Annotated in this window: 12 protein-coding genes; 5 read left to right on the top strand and 7 right to left on the bottom strand. The window is 62.2% G+C overall.

Annotation, left to right across the window (positions count from 1 at the left end; genetic code table 11):
* Positions 1-35: 35 nt before the first annotated feature.
* A complete protein-coding gene (locus AC1DWQ_RS02120; protein ID WP_477668910.1) occupies positions 36-2,378 on the top strand; it encodes a cyanophycin metabolism-associated ABC transporter in 2,343 nt (780 codons plus the stop codon).
* Between the two features lie 14 nt (positions 2,379-2,392).
* Complete coding sequence (locus AC1DWQ_RS02115) at positions 2,393-2,884, top strand: cyanophycin metabolism-associated DUF1854 family protein (RefSeq protein WP_477668161.1); 492 nt, start codon at positions 2,393-2,395, stop codon at positions 2,882-2,884.
* Positions 2,885-3,562: 678 nt separating this feature from the next.
* On the opposite strand, the gene AC1DWQ_RS02110 is transcribed toward AC1DWQ_RS02115, so the two are convergent.
* The 3 genes from AC1DWQ_RS02110 to AC1DWQ_RS02100 all read right to left on the bottom strand — a co-directional run bounded on the left by AC1DWQ_RS02110 (position 3,563) and on the right by AC1DWQ_RS02100 (position 6,267).
* Entirely contained in the window at positions 3,563-4,330 is a 768-nt protein-coding gene (locus AC1DWQ_RS02110) for an ABC transporter permease (protein ID WP_477668909.1), read from the bottom strand.
* A 2-nt stretch (positions 4,331-4,332) separates the two neighbouring features.
* A complete protein-coding gene (locus AC1DWQ_RS02105; protein ID WP_477668160.1) occupies positions 4,333-5,154 on the bottom strand; it encodes an ABC transporter ATP-binding protein in 822 nt (273 codons plus the stop codon).
* A gap of 111 nt (positions 5,155-5,265) precedes the next feature.
* Positions 5,266-6,267, bottom strand: coding sequence for an ABC transporter substrate-binding protein (locus AC1DWQ_RS02100; protein WP_477668908.1), 1,002 nt, complete (start codon positions 6,265-6,267; stop codon positions 5,266-5,268).
* A gap of 770 nt (positions 6,268-7,037) precedes the next feature.
* On the opposite strand from AC1DWQ_RS02100, the gene AC1DWQ_RS02095 reads away from it, so the two are divergent.
* The 3 genes from AC1DWQ_RS02095 to AC1DWQ_RS02085 are packed head-to-tail and all read left to right on the top strand — an operon-like array spanning position 7,038 to position 9,883.
* Entirely contained in the window at positions 7,038-7,925 is an 888-nt protein-coding gene (locus tag AC1DWQ_RS02095; protein ID WP_477668159.1) for a phosphate/phosphite/phosphonate ABC transporter substrate-binding protein, read from the top strand.
* Between the two features lie 3 nt (positions 7,926-7,928).
* On the top strand, positions 7,929-9,008 hold the full coding sequence (locus AC1DWQ_RS02090; protein WP_477668158.1) for a hypothetical protein: 1,080 nt from the start codon (positions 7,929-7,931) through the stop codon (positions 9,006-9,008).
* Positions 9,005-9,883, top strand: coding sequence for a phosphate/phosphite/phosphonate ABC transporter substrate-binding protein (locus tag AC1DWQ_RS02085; RefSeq protein ID WP_477668157.1), 879 nt, complete (start codon positions 9,005-9,007; stop codon positions 9,881-9,883). Before AC1DWQ_RS02090 ends, AC1DWQ_RS02085 begins: the two co-directional genes overlap by 4 nt.
* A 113-nt stretch (positions 9,884-9,996) precedes the next feature.
* Here the strand turns inward: AC1DWQ_RS02085 and AC1DWQ_RS02080 are convergent, their stop codons facing one another.
* The 4 genes from AC1DWQ_RS02080 to uraD all read right to left on the bottom strand — a co-directional run bounded on the left by AC1DWQ_RS02080 (position 9,997) and on the right by uraD (position 15,394).
* The gene (locus AC1DWQ_RS02080) at positions 9,997-10,719 is read right to left on the bottom strand and encodes a GntR family transcriptional regulator (protein ID WP_477668156.1); all 723 of its coding nucleotides are present in this window, start codon (positions 10,717-10,719) and stop codon (positions 9,997-9,999) included.
* A 95-nt stretch (positions 10,720-10,814) separates the two neighbouring features.
* Positions 10,815-12,134, bottom strand: coding sequence for a C4-dicarboxylate transporter DctA (locus tag AC1DWQ_RS02075; RefSeq protein ID WP_477668155.1), 1,320 nt, complete (start codon positions 12,132-12,134; stop codon positions 10,815-10,817).
* 234 nt (positions 12,135-12,368) lie between these two features.
* Positions 12,369-13,622 (bottom strand): M20 family metallopeptidase, encoded by a 1,254-nt coding sequence (locus AC1DWQ_RS02070; protein WP_477668154.1) that lies wholly within the window; start codon positions 13,620-13,622, stop codon positions 12,369-12,371.
* Positions 13,619-15,394, bottom strand: coding sequence for a 2-oxo-4-hydroxy-4-carboxy-5-ureidoimidazoline decarboxylase (gene uraD / locus AC1DWQ_RS02065; protein ID WP_477668153.1), 1,776 nt, complete (start codon positions 15,392-15,394; stop codon positions 13,619-13,621). Before uraD ends, AC1DWQ_RS02070 begins: the two co-directional genes overlap by 4 nt.
* Position 15,395 lies beyond the last annotated feature (1 nt).

Genomic DNA, 15,395 nt, shown 5'->3' with positions numbered 1-15,395 from the left:
GCCAGATGCGGGACGCCAAGATTTTCCACAACACAATGCAACACAACCACCCGGCAGACGACTCCAGCCCTACCGACCCTGTTCTGGCAGGGCTTCGCTCACAACTTGCAACCCAAGAGAACGTTTTGTGCACGCTGGTGGTTGACCTGGATAACCAACTTCATTTCGCCCGGGGCCTGCTGGCCCTGACGGACCGCCGGCTGCTGGCCTGCAGCCCTGAAGGCGTATGGGCCAGCTGGCCCACGGCGGACGCCGACGGCACCGTATTGCACGGGCTTTCACTGCGCCATTTCGACCATGCCGGCGTGGGCACGCTGGAGCTGCATGAAGCGGGCCGGCGGCTGGCCAGCTGGCGGTTTACCCTGGGTGCCAATGTGCAGGCCCTGCGCCTGGTGCGCCTGTTTGCCCAGCAGCAGGCCCCGGCGGCAGGCGATGCCGCGGCGCTGGCTGAGGACACGGCCCTGTGCCCCGAGTGCGACCTGCCGCTGCCGCCCGACAGCGAGGAATGCCCGGCCTGCGCGCGCGAGCTGCACACGCCGCCTTCCACCTGGGTGCTGCTGCGCCTGTGGCGGTTTGCCGATCCGTACCGCTACCAGCTGCTGGCCGGATTTTTGCTGACTTTGGCTTCCACCGCCGCCACACTGGTGCCGCCCTACCTCACGATTCCGTTGATGGACGACATCCTGATCCCGTTCCAGAACGGCCAGCGGATCGAGCCCTGGAAGGTAGGGTTGCTGCTGGGTGGCCTGCTGGGCGCGGCCGTGCTGGGCTGGGCGCTGAACTGGGCGCGCACCTATTTGCTGGCACTGGTGTCCGAGCGCATCGGCGCCGACCTGCGCACAGCCACCTTCGACCACCTGCTGGAGCTCTCGCTGGACTACTTTGGCGGCAAGCGCACCGGTGACCTGATGTCCCGCATCGGCTCGGAAACTGACCGCATCTGCGTGTTTTTGTCGCTGCATGCGCTGGATTTCGCAACCGATGTGCTGATGATCGTGATGACCGCGGTGATCCTGATTTCCATCAACCCCTGGCTGGCCGTGGTGACGTTGCTGCCGCTGCCGTTTATCGGCTGGATGATCCATGTGGTGCGCGACAAGCTGCGCACCGGATTTGAAAAAATCGACCGCGTCTGGTCGGACGTGACCAATGTGCTGGCCGATACGATTCCTGGCATTCGCGTGGTCAAGGCCTTTGCCCAGGAAAAGCGCGAAGCCCAGCGTTTTCGTGAGGTCAACCAGCACAACCTGGCAGTCAATGACAAGCTCAACAAGACCTGGTCGCTGTTCACGCCCACCGTCTCATTGCTCACAGAAGTCGGCCTGCTGGTGGTCTGGGCTTTCGGCATCTGGCTGGTGTCGCGCCAGCAGATCACCGTCGGCGTACTGACGGCCTTCATTGCCTACATCGGCCGCTTTTACGGCCGGCTTGATTCGATGAGCCGCATCGTTTCCGTCACGCAAAAGGCCGCCGCCGGCGCCAAGCGCATCTTCGACATCCTCGATCACGTCTCCAACGTGCCCGAAACGGCCAACCCGGTGAAGATTGGTGCGCTCGAAGGCCGCATCGACATGAAGAACCTCGGGTTCCGTTACGGCAACCGCTCGGTCATTCGCGGGCTCGATCTGCAGATCCGCCCCGGCGAAATGATCGGACTGGTGGGCCACAGCGGTTCAGGCAAAAGCACGCTGGTCAACCTGATCTGCCGGTTTTACGACGTGAGCGACGGCTCCATCAGCGTGGACGGCACCGACATCCGCCGCTTCGGTGTGGCTGACTACCGCCGCAACATCGGCCTGGTGCTGCAGGAACCGTTTCTTTTCTTCGGCACGATTGCCGAAAACATCGCCTACGGCAAGCCGGGCGCCACGCGCGCTGAAATCGTCGCGGCCGCGCGTGCCGCCCATGCGCATGAATTCATTTTGCGGCTGGCGCAGGGCTATGACTCGCTGGTGGGTGAGCGCGGACAGGGGCTGTCGGGTGGTGAGCGCCAGCGCATCTCGATTGCGCGGGCCTTGCTGATCAACCCGCGCATCCTGATCCTCGACGAAGCGACCTCGTCGGTGGACACCGAAACGGAAAAAGAAATCCAGCGTGCGCTCGACAACCTGGTGCAGGGCCGCACCACGATTGCCATTGCCCACCGCCTTTCAACGCTGCGCAAGGCCGACCGCCTGGTGGTGATGGACCGCGGCCAGGTGGTGGAAGTGGGCCCGCACGACGAACTGATGGCGCAGCAAGGCGCCTACTGGCGGCTGTACGAAGCCCAGGCGCGGCAGGTCGACAGCGAAGAGGGCGGCGAGGAAGCAGCGCAAAGCCTTATCGCAGTGGCCACTTCGCAGCTGGCCCACACCGCGCAGCACACTGGCAACCGATAAGCCAAGGACTGCACATGACCAACTCCTCTTCCTCTTTGTCCTCTTTGTCCTTTCCCTTGGAACGCACGGCGTCGGGCCGGCTGGTGTTCGTCGATGCCGGTGGCCTGCAGCATGTGGGCGTGGTGCCGGTGCGGGCCTTTCCCCTGGCTGCGCCCGATGAAGGGATTTCACTGATTAACACCGAAGGGCACGAGGTGGCCTGGGTGGAAGACCTGCAGGCATTGCCGGTGCAAGCGCGTACCTTGCTGGAGGAAGAACTGGCCCTGCGCGACTTTGCGCCTGAAATCACGCGGCTCAAAAGCGTTTCGACCTTTGCCACCCCCAGCGTGTGGACGGTGGAGACCGACCGGGGTGAGACGTCTTTTGTGCTCAAGGGCGAAGAAGATATTCGCCGCCTGGGGCGCACGGGGCTGCTGATTGCCGGCAGCCAGGGGGTGCAGTACAGCGTGAAGGATATGACGGCTCTGGACCGGGGGTCGCGGCGGTTGTTGGAACGGTTTCTTTAGGCCGGGTCTTGCCCCAGCTACGTGCTCTTAGCTGATGGTTGCTGGCCGGGGGTTGCCCGGCATGCAACTCACTTTCTTTTGCTTCGCCAAAAGAAAGTAAGCAAAGAAAAGGCGACCCTGGTTCCTGCGTCCCTTCGCTGCGCTACGGGCAACCTGCGGTGCTCGGTCCAGCCGGGGTCAAAAACAACTCGCTTCGCTCAAACAAGTTTTTGCCCTGATCCGTCTGGCCCTGCGCTCCTCGGCGCATCCACAAGGGGTGGGGGGCGGAATACCGAACAGCCGAACTCCCAACAGCCAAAGGCAGAACCCCGAATACCAGAAGAAACAAGGACACGCCATGGCGTGTCCTTGTTGGTATTGGTTTCCTGGTATTTCGGTATTCGGTCCCCGCTCCCGATTGGCCCTTCTGTCTGCGCCGAGGAGCGCAGGTTCAGGCGGATCAGGGATCGCGATTGTCTGAGCGAAGTGCAACGTAGCGAGTTCGAGCGAGACCCCGCCTGAACCGAGCACCGCAGGTTGCCCGTAGCGCAGCGAAGGGACGCAGACAGCAGGGTCGCCTTTTCTTTTGCTTACTTTTCTTTTGGCGACCCAAAAGAAAAGTGAGTTGCCGCCGGGCAACCCCCGGCCAGCAAGCCTCAGCAAAAAGCGCCACGCCGGAGCAAGACCCGGCTGAATACCTCAGTCCCCCTGCGACCCCCGATGCGCCCACCCGGTAGTGTGCTTCTCAACATAGCTAAACAATTCATACATCGCCATAGCCATCGCCCCAATCACCACCAGCCCGGCAAAAGCCAACGCCAGCCGTTGTTGCGACCCGGCACTTTGCATGAGGTAGCCAATGCCTGAATCACCCGCCGTCATTTCAGCCAGCACGGTGCCGACAAAAGCCAGCGTGATCGCGACCTTGAGCGAGGCGAAGAAGTAGGGCATGGAACGCGGCAGGCCGACCTTGACCAGCACGTCCCAGCGTTTGGCGCCCAGCACGCGCAGCACGTCTTCGAGCTCGGGTTCCAGCGTGGCCAGGCCCGTGGCCATGTTCACGGTGATGGGGAAAAACGAAATCAGAAAAGCCGTGAGGATGCCGGGGCCCACGCCGATGCCGAACCAGACGATGAGGATGGGAACAATCGCGGCCTTGGGCACTGCGTTGAATGCCACCAACAGCGGATAGACCGCGGCATAGGCCAGCCGTGACGAGCCCACCAGAAAGCCCAGCAATACGCCGACCACGATGGACAGACCGAAACCCACCATCGTGACCCAGAAGGTTTTCCAGGCGGCCTCGGCGATCGGGCCGGCAAATTCAGCCATGGCCTGGGCAATGGCCAGCGGCGCGGGAAAGATGAACTCCGCTATTGAAAACCCGGCGCACACCGCCTGCCACAGTGCCACCACGGCTGCCAGTAACGCCCATGGCGCCCAGCGTTCGAGCTGTTTGTTGTTCATGTTCATACGGCGGCTCCGCCGCGCACCGCGCCGATGTGGCCGCGCAGCTCATGCACGATGTCGCTGAACTCGCGGGTGTAGGTCACTTCCAGGTCGCGCGGACGCGGCAGTTCAATCTCGCGCCGCACGACAAAGCGGCCGGGGCTTTTGCTCATCACATAGACGGTGTCGGCCAAAAAGACCGACTCGCGCAAATCATGCGTGACCAGGATCACGTTGAAGCGCTGCTCGGTCCAGAGGTCGCGCAGGATGCACCAGAGCTCTTCGCGCGTGAAGGCGTCGAGCGCGCCGAAGGGCTCGTCGAGCAGCAGCATTTTTGGCTCATGAATCAGCGCGCGGCAAATGCTGGCACGCTGTTGCATGCCGCCTGACAGCTGCCACGGAAATTTGTCCTCATAACCCGCCAGGCCAACCTTCTGCAGCAGCTTGCGCGCCCGCTCTTCGAACTCCTTGCGCCTGGCCTTGAACTGGCTGCGGTAAGGCTCGACGATTTCGAGCGGCAGCAGCACATTGCCGACGGTGGTGCGCCAGGGCAGCAGCGATGGCGCCTGGAAGGCCATACCGGAAATTTTCAGCGGACCGGTCACGGGCCGTCCGTCAATCAGGATGCTCCCGGCCGACGGCATCTTCAGGCCGGTGGCCAGCTTCATGAAAGTGGACTTGCCGCAACCCGACGGCCCGACGATGGCGATGAACTCGCCCTGCCGCACCTGCAGGTCTATGGCCTCAACGGAGAATTGCTTGCGCGCAAGCAATTCGTCGTTGTAGGCAAGCCAGACGTCGCGGAAGTCAACAAAAGGGCTGTCAGCGGTGGCGAGGGGCATGTTTTAGGTATGAAAACGGCTGTTGGCCCAATAGGGACGTGCGCAAGCAGCTATGAAAAGTGTAGCAATCCGGGCGGGCATGGTGCCAGGCACGGGGCCTGAAGCCAGGACTTATTTCTTCGGCAGCACATTCAGCTCGGCTGCCGTGGGCAGGAAGGAGCCGTTCCACACCGCGTCGGGGTTGACACGGGTCTTGGTGCCGAAAGCGTCCGACACCTGGGAGGCCATCAGCGAGAGGCGCGGCGCCTTGACCTGGCCGAAGCCCTCGGCGCGTGCGTCGGGGCTGTTGACGACGGTGTCGATGGCCAGGCGCAGGCGGCGCACTTCCAGCGGCACATTGATGATGCCGTCGCGCGCTTTCACGAATTCGATGGCGGCGGCCGGGTCGGCCACCACGTCTTTCACGCCCTTGGTAAAGGCCTGCAAAAACGCCTTGATGGCGGCCGGGTTTTCCTTGATGAGCTTGGGTGAGACGATCACCACGTTGCCGTAGTGCTTTACGCCGAAGTCGGCATAGGGCAGCACCACCACGTCTTCTGCCTTCACGCCGCGCGCTTCCAGGTTGAGCAACGAGGTGAAGGTAAAGCCGGTGATGGCGTCCACGTCGCCGCGGGCCAGCATGGTTTCGCGCAGCGGCGGGTCCATGGCTGTCCACTGGAAGCCGGTGATGTTGTTGGCCTTGGCAAAAATCGGGAAGGCGCGGCGGCCGGCGTCAAACACCGGCGCGCCCATTTTTTTGCCGTTCAGGTCGGCGGGCGTCTTGATGCCTGATTTTTTGAGTGCCATGACCGAGGCCGGCGTGTTGTTGTAGACCATCATCACGCCTACCGGCTTGTTGGGTGCGTCCGGGTTGTTGGCGTGAAACTCCATCACGGAGGCCATGTCGGCAAAACCCATGTCGTAGGTGCCCGAGGCGACACGGGTCACCGCCCCGCCCGAGCCATTGCCGGCGTCCACCGTCACGTCGAGCTTGTTGGCCTTGAAGTAACCCTTGGCCACCGGCGTGAGGAAGAGGGCGGACGGGCCTTCGAAGCGCCAGTCGAGCTGGAACTTGATCGGCGTGTTTTGCGCATGGGCGTTCAGGGCCGCCAGGGCGATCACCGCCCCGGTCATCCTGGCGACAAGGCTGGGAAGGGCAGATGCGGCAGGTGCACGATTTTTCATGGCGGGATTTTCTTGAAGGGGTTGCAAAAAGGGGAGACCGGCAGGCCAGCAATCAGCATAAGAACGCGGTGGCCGTGAAATCGAAGCGAACCTCAAAACGATACAGCAAAAACAGTGCCTGCCACGCTGTGAAGTAGAACTTTGGCATTGCCCCGGCAGTTCAGGCGGCTGGTGGGTCTTGCCGCCGGACGATGCGGATTGGCCTAAGAGCAACAACTGCCGCGTTCAGGCGCTGTCAGTTTTCGCACACTGGGATTACTCACAGGATGCATTTTGTGATGTTTTGGCATCCGTATTTTTTGGGCGCACGGCCTTGCCGGTCTTCCGCATATTGGCCGGCCTGACCGGGAAGATGCCCAGAGGCGGTTATTAAAAGGTGGCGTATTGCACGCCGTAGTCCCGGCCATCAACAAGTCTTTGGGCTGGGTTAAAGGCGTTACAGCTGTTTACGTTTGACCCGGACCGTTGCCATTGCTTGAAGCCGGGGCTCGCCGCGCAGGTGCCTTTGCCGGGGTTTACCTGTCAGCCCTGACAGGGCGGGTGCCATGAACTGCCTTTGACTATTTTTGCAGCCGGTCCATAGAGTGTATTTGCGTAGGTGACAAGGATTAAGCCGCAAGGCCGTGCAGTTCCGAAGCCTTGACAAAGCCTTGGGGCAGTAGCCGAAGTCATCCAGCAACGATGTACTGGGTCAGTGGGCTTTCCAAAACAAGGTTTTCATGAAAACACCTTCCTCGCAGCTTCGCCGTCAGATGTTGTCAATCCTGGGCCTGGGCGCCCTCGCAGGGGGTATGGGTGGGCCGGGTAGCGCCTGGGCCCAGGCTGCTGCTGCTGCCGCTGCCTCTGCTGCTAAAAAACCCGCAGGTGGCGCGAACTGGCGGTTGCTGGTCAATGAAGCGGTGGGGGGAGATACCAACTCATTTTTGCTGACCAACCGTTATCGCCCTGCCGCCGACTTCATCAGCGCCCAGCTCAAGGGGCGGCCTATCGTCGTGGAGCCCATGGTGGATATCAAGCGCTTCATGGCGGTGGCGCAAGGCGCCAGCAAGCCGGAGTTTGTCTTCGGAAAATCCGTCAACCAGCTGGCCAAGCTGGTGCGTGACAACGGCTACCAGCCGGTGGTGCGGCGCGCCGACCCCTACAAGGCGGCCTTCATCGTGGCCAAGGATTCGCCCATTAAAACCCTGGCGGATGCGGCTGATGCAAAAGTCATCATGCCCGACGAGTCTGCCGCCACCAGTGCGGTGGCCCTGGCGGAACTGCGGCGGCAAAAACTTGGGCAGGTCCGCGTGACACACGTTCGCTTCCAGGAAGAAGTCGCGCAGTTTGTGAAGTCCGGAATGGGCCAGATCGGCGTGGTCAATCCCACCATTGCCAAAAAGTGGGTGGAAGAGGGCGGGCGCGTGGTGGCTGAAACCCAGCCGGTGGTGAACTGGTCGGTGCTTGCCAGTCCCAGCCTGGCCGCGGACATGGTGCAGCAGCTGCGCGACGCGCTGCTGGCCACCAATTCAGAAAGCGCAGCAGTGATGGCTTCGATGGGCGTGAAGGCATGGGCCAGAGCTGAACGGAAGGACTACCTGGATTTGTTGGACTACACGAGGGAGTAAAAAATGGGTACGTTGATTCAAGCACGTCTGTTTTCACTTTCGCCATGGCGGGCCGGACTGCTGGCCGCCATATTGGCATTTTCCTGCGGCGTACAAGCCCAGGAAAAAAGGGCGATACCGCCCAACATCGCGCAGGCTGCGGCCGAAATTTCCGCAGAGCTCGCCAGCAGTTGCCCGCTGGCGCCGGCCGGTGACGTCAACGCTTACACCCAGTGCCGGCAAACACTGTTCGGGCCGAGCCAGCTGCGTGCACACGTGGCGCCCATCGTGCTATGGGGCCGGCAAAACAAAAAAGACAACGCCACGCTGCGCCAGACCAACCTGACCCAGTTCGCCCCTGACGCCTGGACCGGCATGTATGCGCCGCTCTTCATGTTCAACGGCCGGCATACCGTGGAGTGGGTGGCCGACGAGAAGATGTTCCTGGTGCGGCTTGAGGCGGCCTTTCGCAACCGCCTGCCGCCGGGCCAGTTTCCTTATCCGTTCTGGCACGACGAGGCCAAATGGGCGATGTACGAAAACGCCCGCAGCATGATGCTATGGATCAGCCCCGAAACAGGCGTCATCAAGGTGGCGCAGTTCACCGACGTGGCACCCACGCCGCTGTTGCAACCTGTGCAGACGGTGCAGCATGAAAAATACCAGGGCCCATGGCTCTGGACCGACGACAAAGGCCACACGCAACCGGCGGTGACGCTGTTCGACGGGTTGTACCGGCCGGAAAACCCGTATCTGGGTAACGTCGACAAACGCTACCGTGACCTGGCGCTGCAAATGCGCGAGTCGCAGTGTGTGAACTGCCATGTACCCAACAACCCCGACAAGATGAGCCGCCTGGTGCTGCTGTCGACGCCCGCGCACGCCGCTGCAGAGGTGGACCGGTTGATCAAGGCCGTGCGCGAGGACCGCATGCCGATGGACGAGTTCAGGTTGAGCTACGCGCTCTCGGAAGACAACAAGAAATGGCTGCTTGAGAGTGCACTGGCATTCAAGGCAACCTTGACAGCTGCCAGGCAATGGGAAGACGAGGCAGCGAAGAAGACCGTGCAATCTGCAATTAACCCTTTGAAGGTGATCAAATGAATACTCCGTTGCTGTCACAAGTTACCGGTCGCCGCGCGGTTCTTCGCGGTGTGGTGGGCACCGCGGTTGCCGTGGCCTGGCAGGGCTTTCCCATGGTCAGCTGGAGCCAGCAGGCGGCGGGCCAGCTGGCGGGCGTAGACCGCTGGAGGCTGCTGATCAATGAGGCGGTTACGGCAGACCTCAGTATTTCGATGCTGGCCCTGCGCTACCGGGGGCTGGCCGACTACCTGGGAGGGCAGATCCGCAACAAGCAGGTGGTGGTTGATCCGGTCATCGACATCCAGAACTTCGTGCGCCAGGCATCGTCAGAGCAAAAGCCCCTCATGGTGTTCGGAAAATCCGTCAACCAGCTGTCCAAGCTGGTTCGCGATGGAGGTTATCAACCCCTGGTGCGCAGGCCCGAGCCCTACCAGGCTGCCTTTATCGTGAAGAACAGCTCGCCCATCAACAACATCGGGCAACTGAGCGGCAAGAAGATCCTGATGCCCGACGAATCGTCCGCCACGGTGGCGGTCGCGCGTGCCGAGATGCGCCGCCTGAATGTGCGCGAACCCTATATTTCCTACACACGCTATCAGGATTCCGTGTCGGCACAGGTGGCGGCAGGCCTTGCCGAAGTGGGTGCGGTGAATCCGACCATCGCCAGGAAATGGCAAGAGGGCGGAGGCCGTGTCATTGGTGAAACCCAGCCCGTGGTGAACTGGTCGGTGCTGGCCGCCCCCGGCGTGCCAGCGGACATGATCAGCCGCCTGCAGGACTCCCTGCTGGCCATGAACAGCCAGTCGGCCAGCATCATGTCCGAGATCGGCGTCAAGCAGTGGGTCAAGGCCGAGCGCAAGGAATACCTTGCGTTGCTGGACTACACCCACGAGTAAGGGAAACGGCAGGCCTGGGTACTCCTTGCGGAGGCTGCCCAGGCTTGGTGTCCGGAGCCTGATTTGTTTTGGTTATCCGGCTGTAGCCATTGAAGGACGGGCGCAGCCAGCTATCAAATCGGGAGCGTTTTGTGCCGGACAGCTTTGCGCAGAGGCGGCTGTACCAGCTGCGACAGCGCGATACGCAGCCGTTCGTTACCGGGTGAGGTGCCCGGCGCCGATGAGCCCAAGGCGGCTTCGACGCTGCCGATGTGCGCGAGCATGCGTTCGCGGGCCAGGTCCAGCTGGCCTTTTTCGAGCGCGGCCACAATGCCGGCATGCTCCGCGCAGGATTGGCCGGCGTCGTGCTTGGACTGGTAGAGAGACGCCGCCAGCGTAGTGCGCGCGGTCAGGTCGCGCAGCACGTCGCACAGCAGCCGCTGGCCGAGGCATTCAGCCAGGCAAACATGGAAGTCGGCCAGTAAAAAGGCCCGGGTGGCGGCGTCGGCTTCTTCGATGGCCTGCTCCTCCTGGGCGATGTGCTGGCGCAGTTTGCGCAGGACCGACTGCAGCGGACGCCCGGCCTCGCGCAGGATGCCGGTTTCGATGATGCGCCGGGCTGAAAAAGCGTCCCGCGCTTCTTCGACGGAAGGCTCCACCACATACCAGCCCTTGCGGGTGCGCACCTCGACAAAGCCGCGTGCCTGCAACTGCATCAGCGCTTCGCGCACCAGGGTGCGGCTGACACCGAAGAGCTCTGCCAGCTCCTGCTCGCCGAGGCGTTCACCGGGCGCAAGTTTTTGCGCGAGGATGGATTCGACGACTTGCTGGGCGATCTGGACCTGGCTGATGCTCATATGTGCTGGGAAGTGTAGCGACCCCGGGGTGATTCAGCAGGCGGAGCGTTTGAAGAAAATCGACGGCAAGATGATGCGTTTTCTGGAGCGAGACCTCAGGCTTTGGCCGGAACGGCGCTCACTTCGATGTCCATGTCGTCTTCGGCCGGCGGCACATAGCGGTCGTCGAGTACCGCATGAGCCCGCTCGCGGTCGATGTCGCCCTCCCAGGCCGCCACCGCCACGGTGGCCACGCAGTTGCCGATCAGGTTGCCCAGGGCGCGGGCGATGCCCATGAACCAGTCCACCGACAGCACCAGCACCAGGCCGATCACAGGGATGGCGGGAATCGCCTGCAGCGTGGCGGCCAGCACCACGATGGCCGAGCCGGGCACGCCGTGCGCGCCTTTGGAGGTGACCAGCGAGATCGCCAGGATGGTCAGCAGGTCGGTCATCGAGATCGGCGTGTTGGTGGCCTGGGCGATGAAGACGGCGGCCAGCGTGATGTAGATCGAGAACGCGTCGAGGTTGAAGGAGTAGCCGGTCGGGATGACCAGGCCAACAGTCGAATCGCGGATGCCCATGCGCTTGAGCTTGGCCATGATTTGCGGCAGCACGCTGTCGGACGAAGTGGTGGCAAACACCACCATGAGTTCTTCGCGCAGGTATTTGAGCAGCTTGAAGAGGCTGAAGCCCGAAAAACGCATGATGCCGCCCAGCACGACCGTCACGAAAATGATCACTGCAGCGTAGAACAGCACGACCAGCATGCCCAGCTGCTTGAGCGAGCCGATGCCGTATTTGCCGACGGTGAAGGCGATGGCGCCCAGCACGCCCAGGGGCGCCAGCTTGATGATGATGCCCATGGTCTTGAAGAGTACGTGGGCCAGGTCGTCGATGAGGCCGACCACTTTCTCGCCCTTGCTGCCCAGCAGGGCCAGCGCGCAGCCGAACAGCACCGAGAACAGCAACACCTGCAGCACGTCGCCGTTGACGAAGGCGCTGATGGCCGTATTGGGAATCAGCTTCATCAGGAACTCCACCGTACCGCCGCCGGTGAGCTTGCCGGCGTTTTCGGCATAGGCGGCCATAGCCTTGGCGTCCAGCAGTTTCGGGTCGATGTTCATGCCCGCGCCGGGCTGAAACACAAAAGCCAGCACCAGGCCGATCACCAGGGCGATGGTGGTGACCACTTCGAAGTAGATCAGCGCCTTGACGCCGACGCGCCCGACCCGCTTCAAGTCGCCCGCGCCTGCAATGCCGTGAACGACCACGCAAAAGACGATCAGGGGAATCAGCATCTTGATCAGCTTGATGAAGCCGTCGCCAAGGGGCTTGAGCTTGACGGCCGTTTCGGGCCACAAAAAGCCGACGATCACGCCGACAAGGAGGGCCAGGAGCACCTGGCCGAACAGGGAGCGGAAAAACTTGGGCATGTCAGTCTCCGAAAGAGTAGTTATAGGCAGCAGGACGTCGCTGTGTTTTGCACGCAAATCTTGCATACAAGCAATGTAGGCAAGATTTTTGCCTGCTGTCACAGGGTTATCCCGGGGCGATTCCTGCTTATTCGGTTAAAGCTGATGCACCCGAAGTGCGAGGTGCGCTGCGAAGGGCCGCAAAAGCAAAACTCCCGCCGTGGCGGGAGTTTTCAGGGGATGGGGGCGGCGTGGTCAGGCCAGCAGGTCCCGCAGGGTCCGCGCAATCACCTTGGTGGCGCGGCGCAGGTCTTCGAGGTCCAGACGTTCGTCGGCCCGCTTGGCATGGGACTCCAGCACGGTGCGCGGCCCGGCGCCGTAAATGACGCCGGGAATGCCGGCCTCGGCGTACAGCCGCACATCGGTGTACAGCGGCGTGCCCATGGCCGGAATGGCCTGGCCAAAGAGCGCCTCGCCATGCTTCTGGATGGCCTCCACCAGGGGCTTGTTGCCCGCCAGCGGCCGCATCGAGTTGGCCAGCAGCAGGCGCTTGATGTCGACTGTGATGCCCTTGCAGCCAGCCGCCGCGTCGCCAATCACTTTGCGGATGTTGGCTTCGACCTCGGCGGGGTTCTCCTCGGGGATCATGCGGCGGTCCAGCTTGAACATCACCTTGCCGGGCACGACGTTGGTGTTGGTGCCGCCTTCGATGCGCCCCACGTTCAGGTAAGGGTGCTGGATGCCTTCGACCTTTGACGTCACCTGCTGGTAGAGCGCGTTCTGTGCATAGAGTGCATTGAGGATGTGCACCGCGCCCTGCAAGGCGTCGATGCCGGTGTCGGGAATGGCGGCATGCGCCATCTTGCCGTGCACCGTGACTTCCATCTGCAGGCAGCCGTTGTGCGCGGTGACGACCTCGTAAGAAAAGCCTGCCGCGATCAACAGGTCAGGCTTGGTAAGGCCTTTCTTGAGCAGCCAGCCCGGGCCCATTTCGCCGCCGAATTCCTCGTCGTAGGTGAAGTGCAACTCAACGCTGCCTTTGAGTGGTGCGTCCAGTGATTCGAGCGCGCGCACCGCAAAGGTGAAGCTTGCGAAATCGCATTTGCTGACAGCTGAGGCGCGGCCGTAAATTTTGCCGCCTTCAATCTCGCCGCCATAGGGATCTTTGGTCCAGCCTTCGCCGGGCGGCACCACGTCGCCGTGGGCGTTGAGGGCAATGGTCCTTCCTTTTTCCATTTCTTCGCCCTTGCCGCCATAGTGGCGGCGCACGATCAGGTTGGTGATGGACTCCATGCCGTAGCCGCGCACGTCGGCTTCGGGCACGGGGTGTTTCTCAGCGTCAAAACCGAAGGCCTTGATGAGCTCTGCCGTGCGCTCGGCATGTGGCGCGTTGTTGCCCGGTGGCGTGTCGGTGGGCACGCGGATGAGCTGCTGCAGGAATGCCGTTTCTTCGTCGAAATGGGCATCGATCCAGCTGTCAAGCCGGGCGTAATCTGTAGTGAGGGTCATTGTTGTTCAGGAGAGAGATTAGTGAGCAGATGCGCCAGGGCCTGGATCGCAAGTTCGATGTCGTCGCTGGTGGTGCTTTCCAGCGGGTTGTGGCTGATGCCGGAGTTCTGGCCCCGTACAAAAAGCATGGCCTGCGGCATCACCTTGTGCAGTTTCATCGCGTCATGGCCGGCACCGCTAGGCATGCGGTACAGAGGCACGCCCAGGCCTTGCACAGCGGCTTCCCAGCGCTGTTGCCAGGCAGGTGCGCTGGGTGCAGCGGCGGCGCGCTCGGTCAATTCGGTCGTGAAGTGCATACCGCGGCGCTCGCAAATGCTTTTGAGTTCGGCCAGCACGTCGGCCACCAGCGCGTCGCGCTGCGCATCGATGGGCGCGCGCAGGTCGAGCGAAAAGAGGCAGCGCCCGGGCACCACATTGATGGAGCCGCTGGGCACCTGCAGCATGCCGACCGTGCCGACGGAATTTCCGTCTTGCGCCGCGCGCCGTTCCACATACAGCAGTAGTTCGGCCGCGGCCGCTGCGGCGTCACGGCGGCGGGTCATGGGCGTGGTGCCGGCGTGGCTGGCCATGCCGGTGATCTCGCACAGATAGCGGACATTGCCGTTGATGGAGGTCACGATGCCCAGCGGCAGGTCGAGCTCGTTGAGTACCGGGCCTTGCTCGATATGCACCTCGATAAAGCCGAGGTAGTTGTCCGCGTCACGTTTGATCTTCGTGATGTCTTCGGGCTTGAGGCCAGCGTTGTGCATGGCCTCGCGCATGGTGATGCCGTCAGCGTCTTTCTGCTCCAGCCACTCGGGCTTGAAGTCACCGATCAGCGCGCCTGAACCCAAAAAGGTGGCTTTGTAGCGCTGGCCTTCTTCTTCGGCAAAGCCGACCACCTCAAAATTAAAGGGCAGGCGCTTGCCCTGGCGGTGCAGCTCGCGCACGCAGGCCATGGGCACAAAAATCCCGAGCCGGCCGTCATATTTGCCGCCGTTGCGCACGGTGTCGTAGTGGCTGCCAGTGAGCAGGGTCTTGGCGTTGGGCGTGGCGGCGTTGTAGATACCCACCACGTTGCCGACCGCGTCGATCTTCACCTCGTCAAAGCCGCAGTCCCGCATGGTGTTGCTGATGAAAGCCGCGCAGGCACGGTGCGCATCAGTGAGGTAGGTCACCGTGAGCTGGCCCTTTTCAAGATAGCCCGGATCGCTGTACTGCGAAAGGGTTTCCTGCCAGTCCCACACGTCGTTGCCCAGCGCAGGCGTGGCGGAGAACTTGTCGTTGAGCCGCAGTTCTACCACGCGGTGGATGTTGCGCAGGTTTTCCTGCAGCTCAAAGTCAGGGTGGTTTTGCAGGCGCCGCGCGAAGGTCTCGATGATCTGCTGCTTGCTCAAACCGTCACCGCGCGGGCCGCGCACCGCCAGTATGAAAGGAAAGCCGAACTTTGCGTTGTAGTCGGCATTGAGTTTTTGCAGGGTGGCGAACTCTTCGGACGTGCAGTCCGTGAGGCCGGCCTTGCCTTGCTCGTTGGCCGATTCCGCCGTCAGGCTTTTACTGACCATGGCTTTGCCGGCCAGTTCGGGGTGGGCCTGGATGAGCTTGACCTGCGCGTCCTTGCCGGCCTCGCGCAGTACTTGCGCCATGGTGTGCTTCAGGTGGGCGAGTGACTGGAAAGGGCGGGCGTCCAGCGCCTTTTCGGCAATCCAGGGGGAATGCTCATAGAGGCCGTCGAGCAGTTGCAGCGCTTCTGCGCGCGGTACGGCATTGACTTGTTCCAGCGTGATGGCCATG

Source organism: Polaromonas sp. P2_G11 (assembly GCF_056403595.1).
The sequence above is the reverse complement of the archived record's forward strand: the minus strand, read 5'-3'. Positions and strand labels throughout refer to the sequence as shown.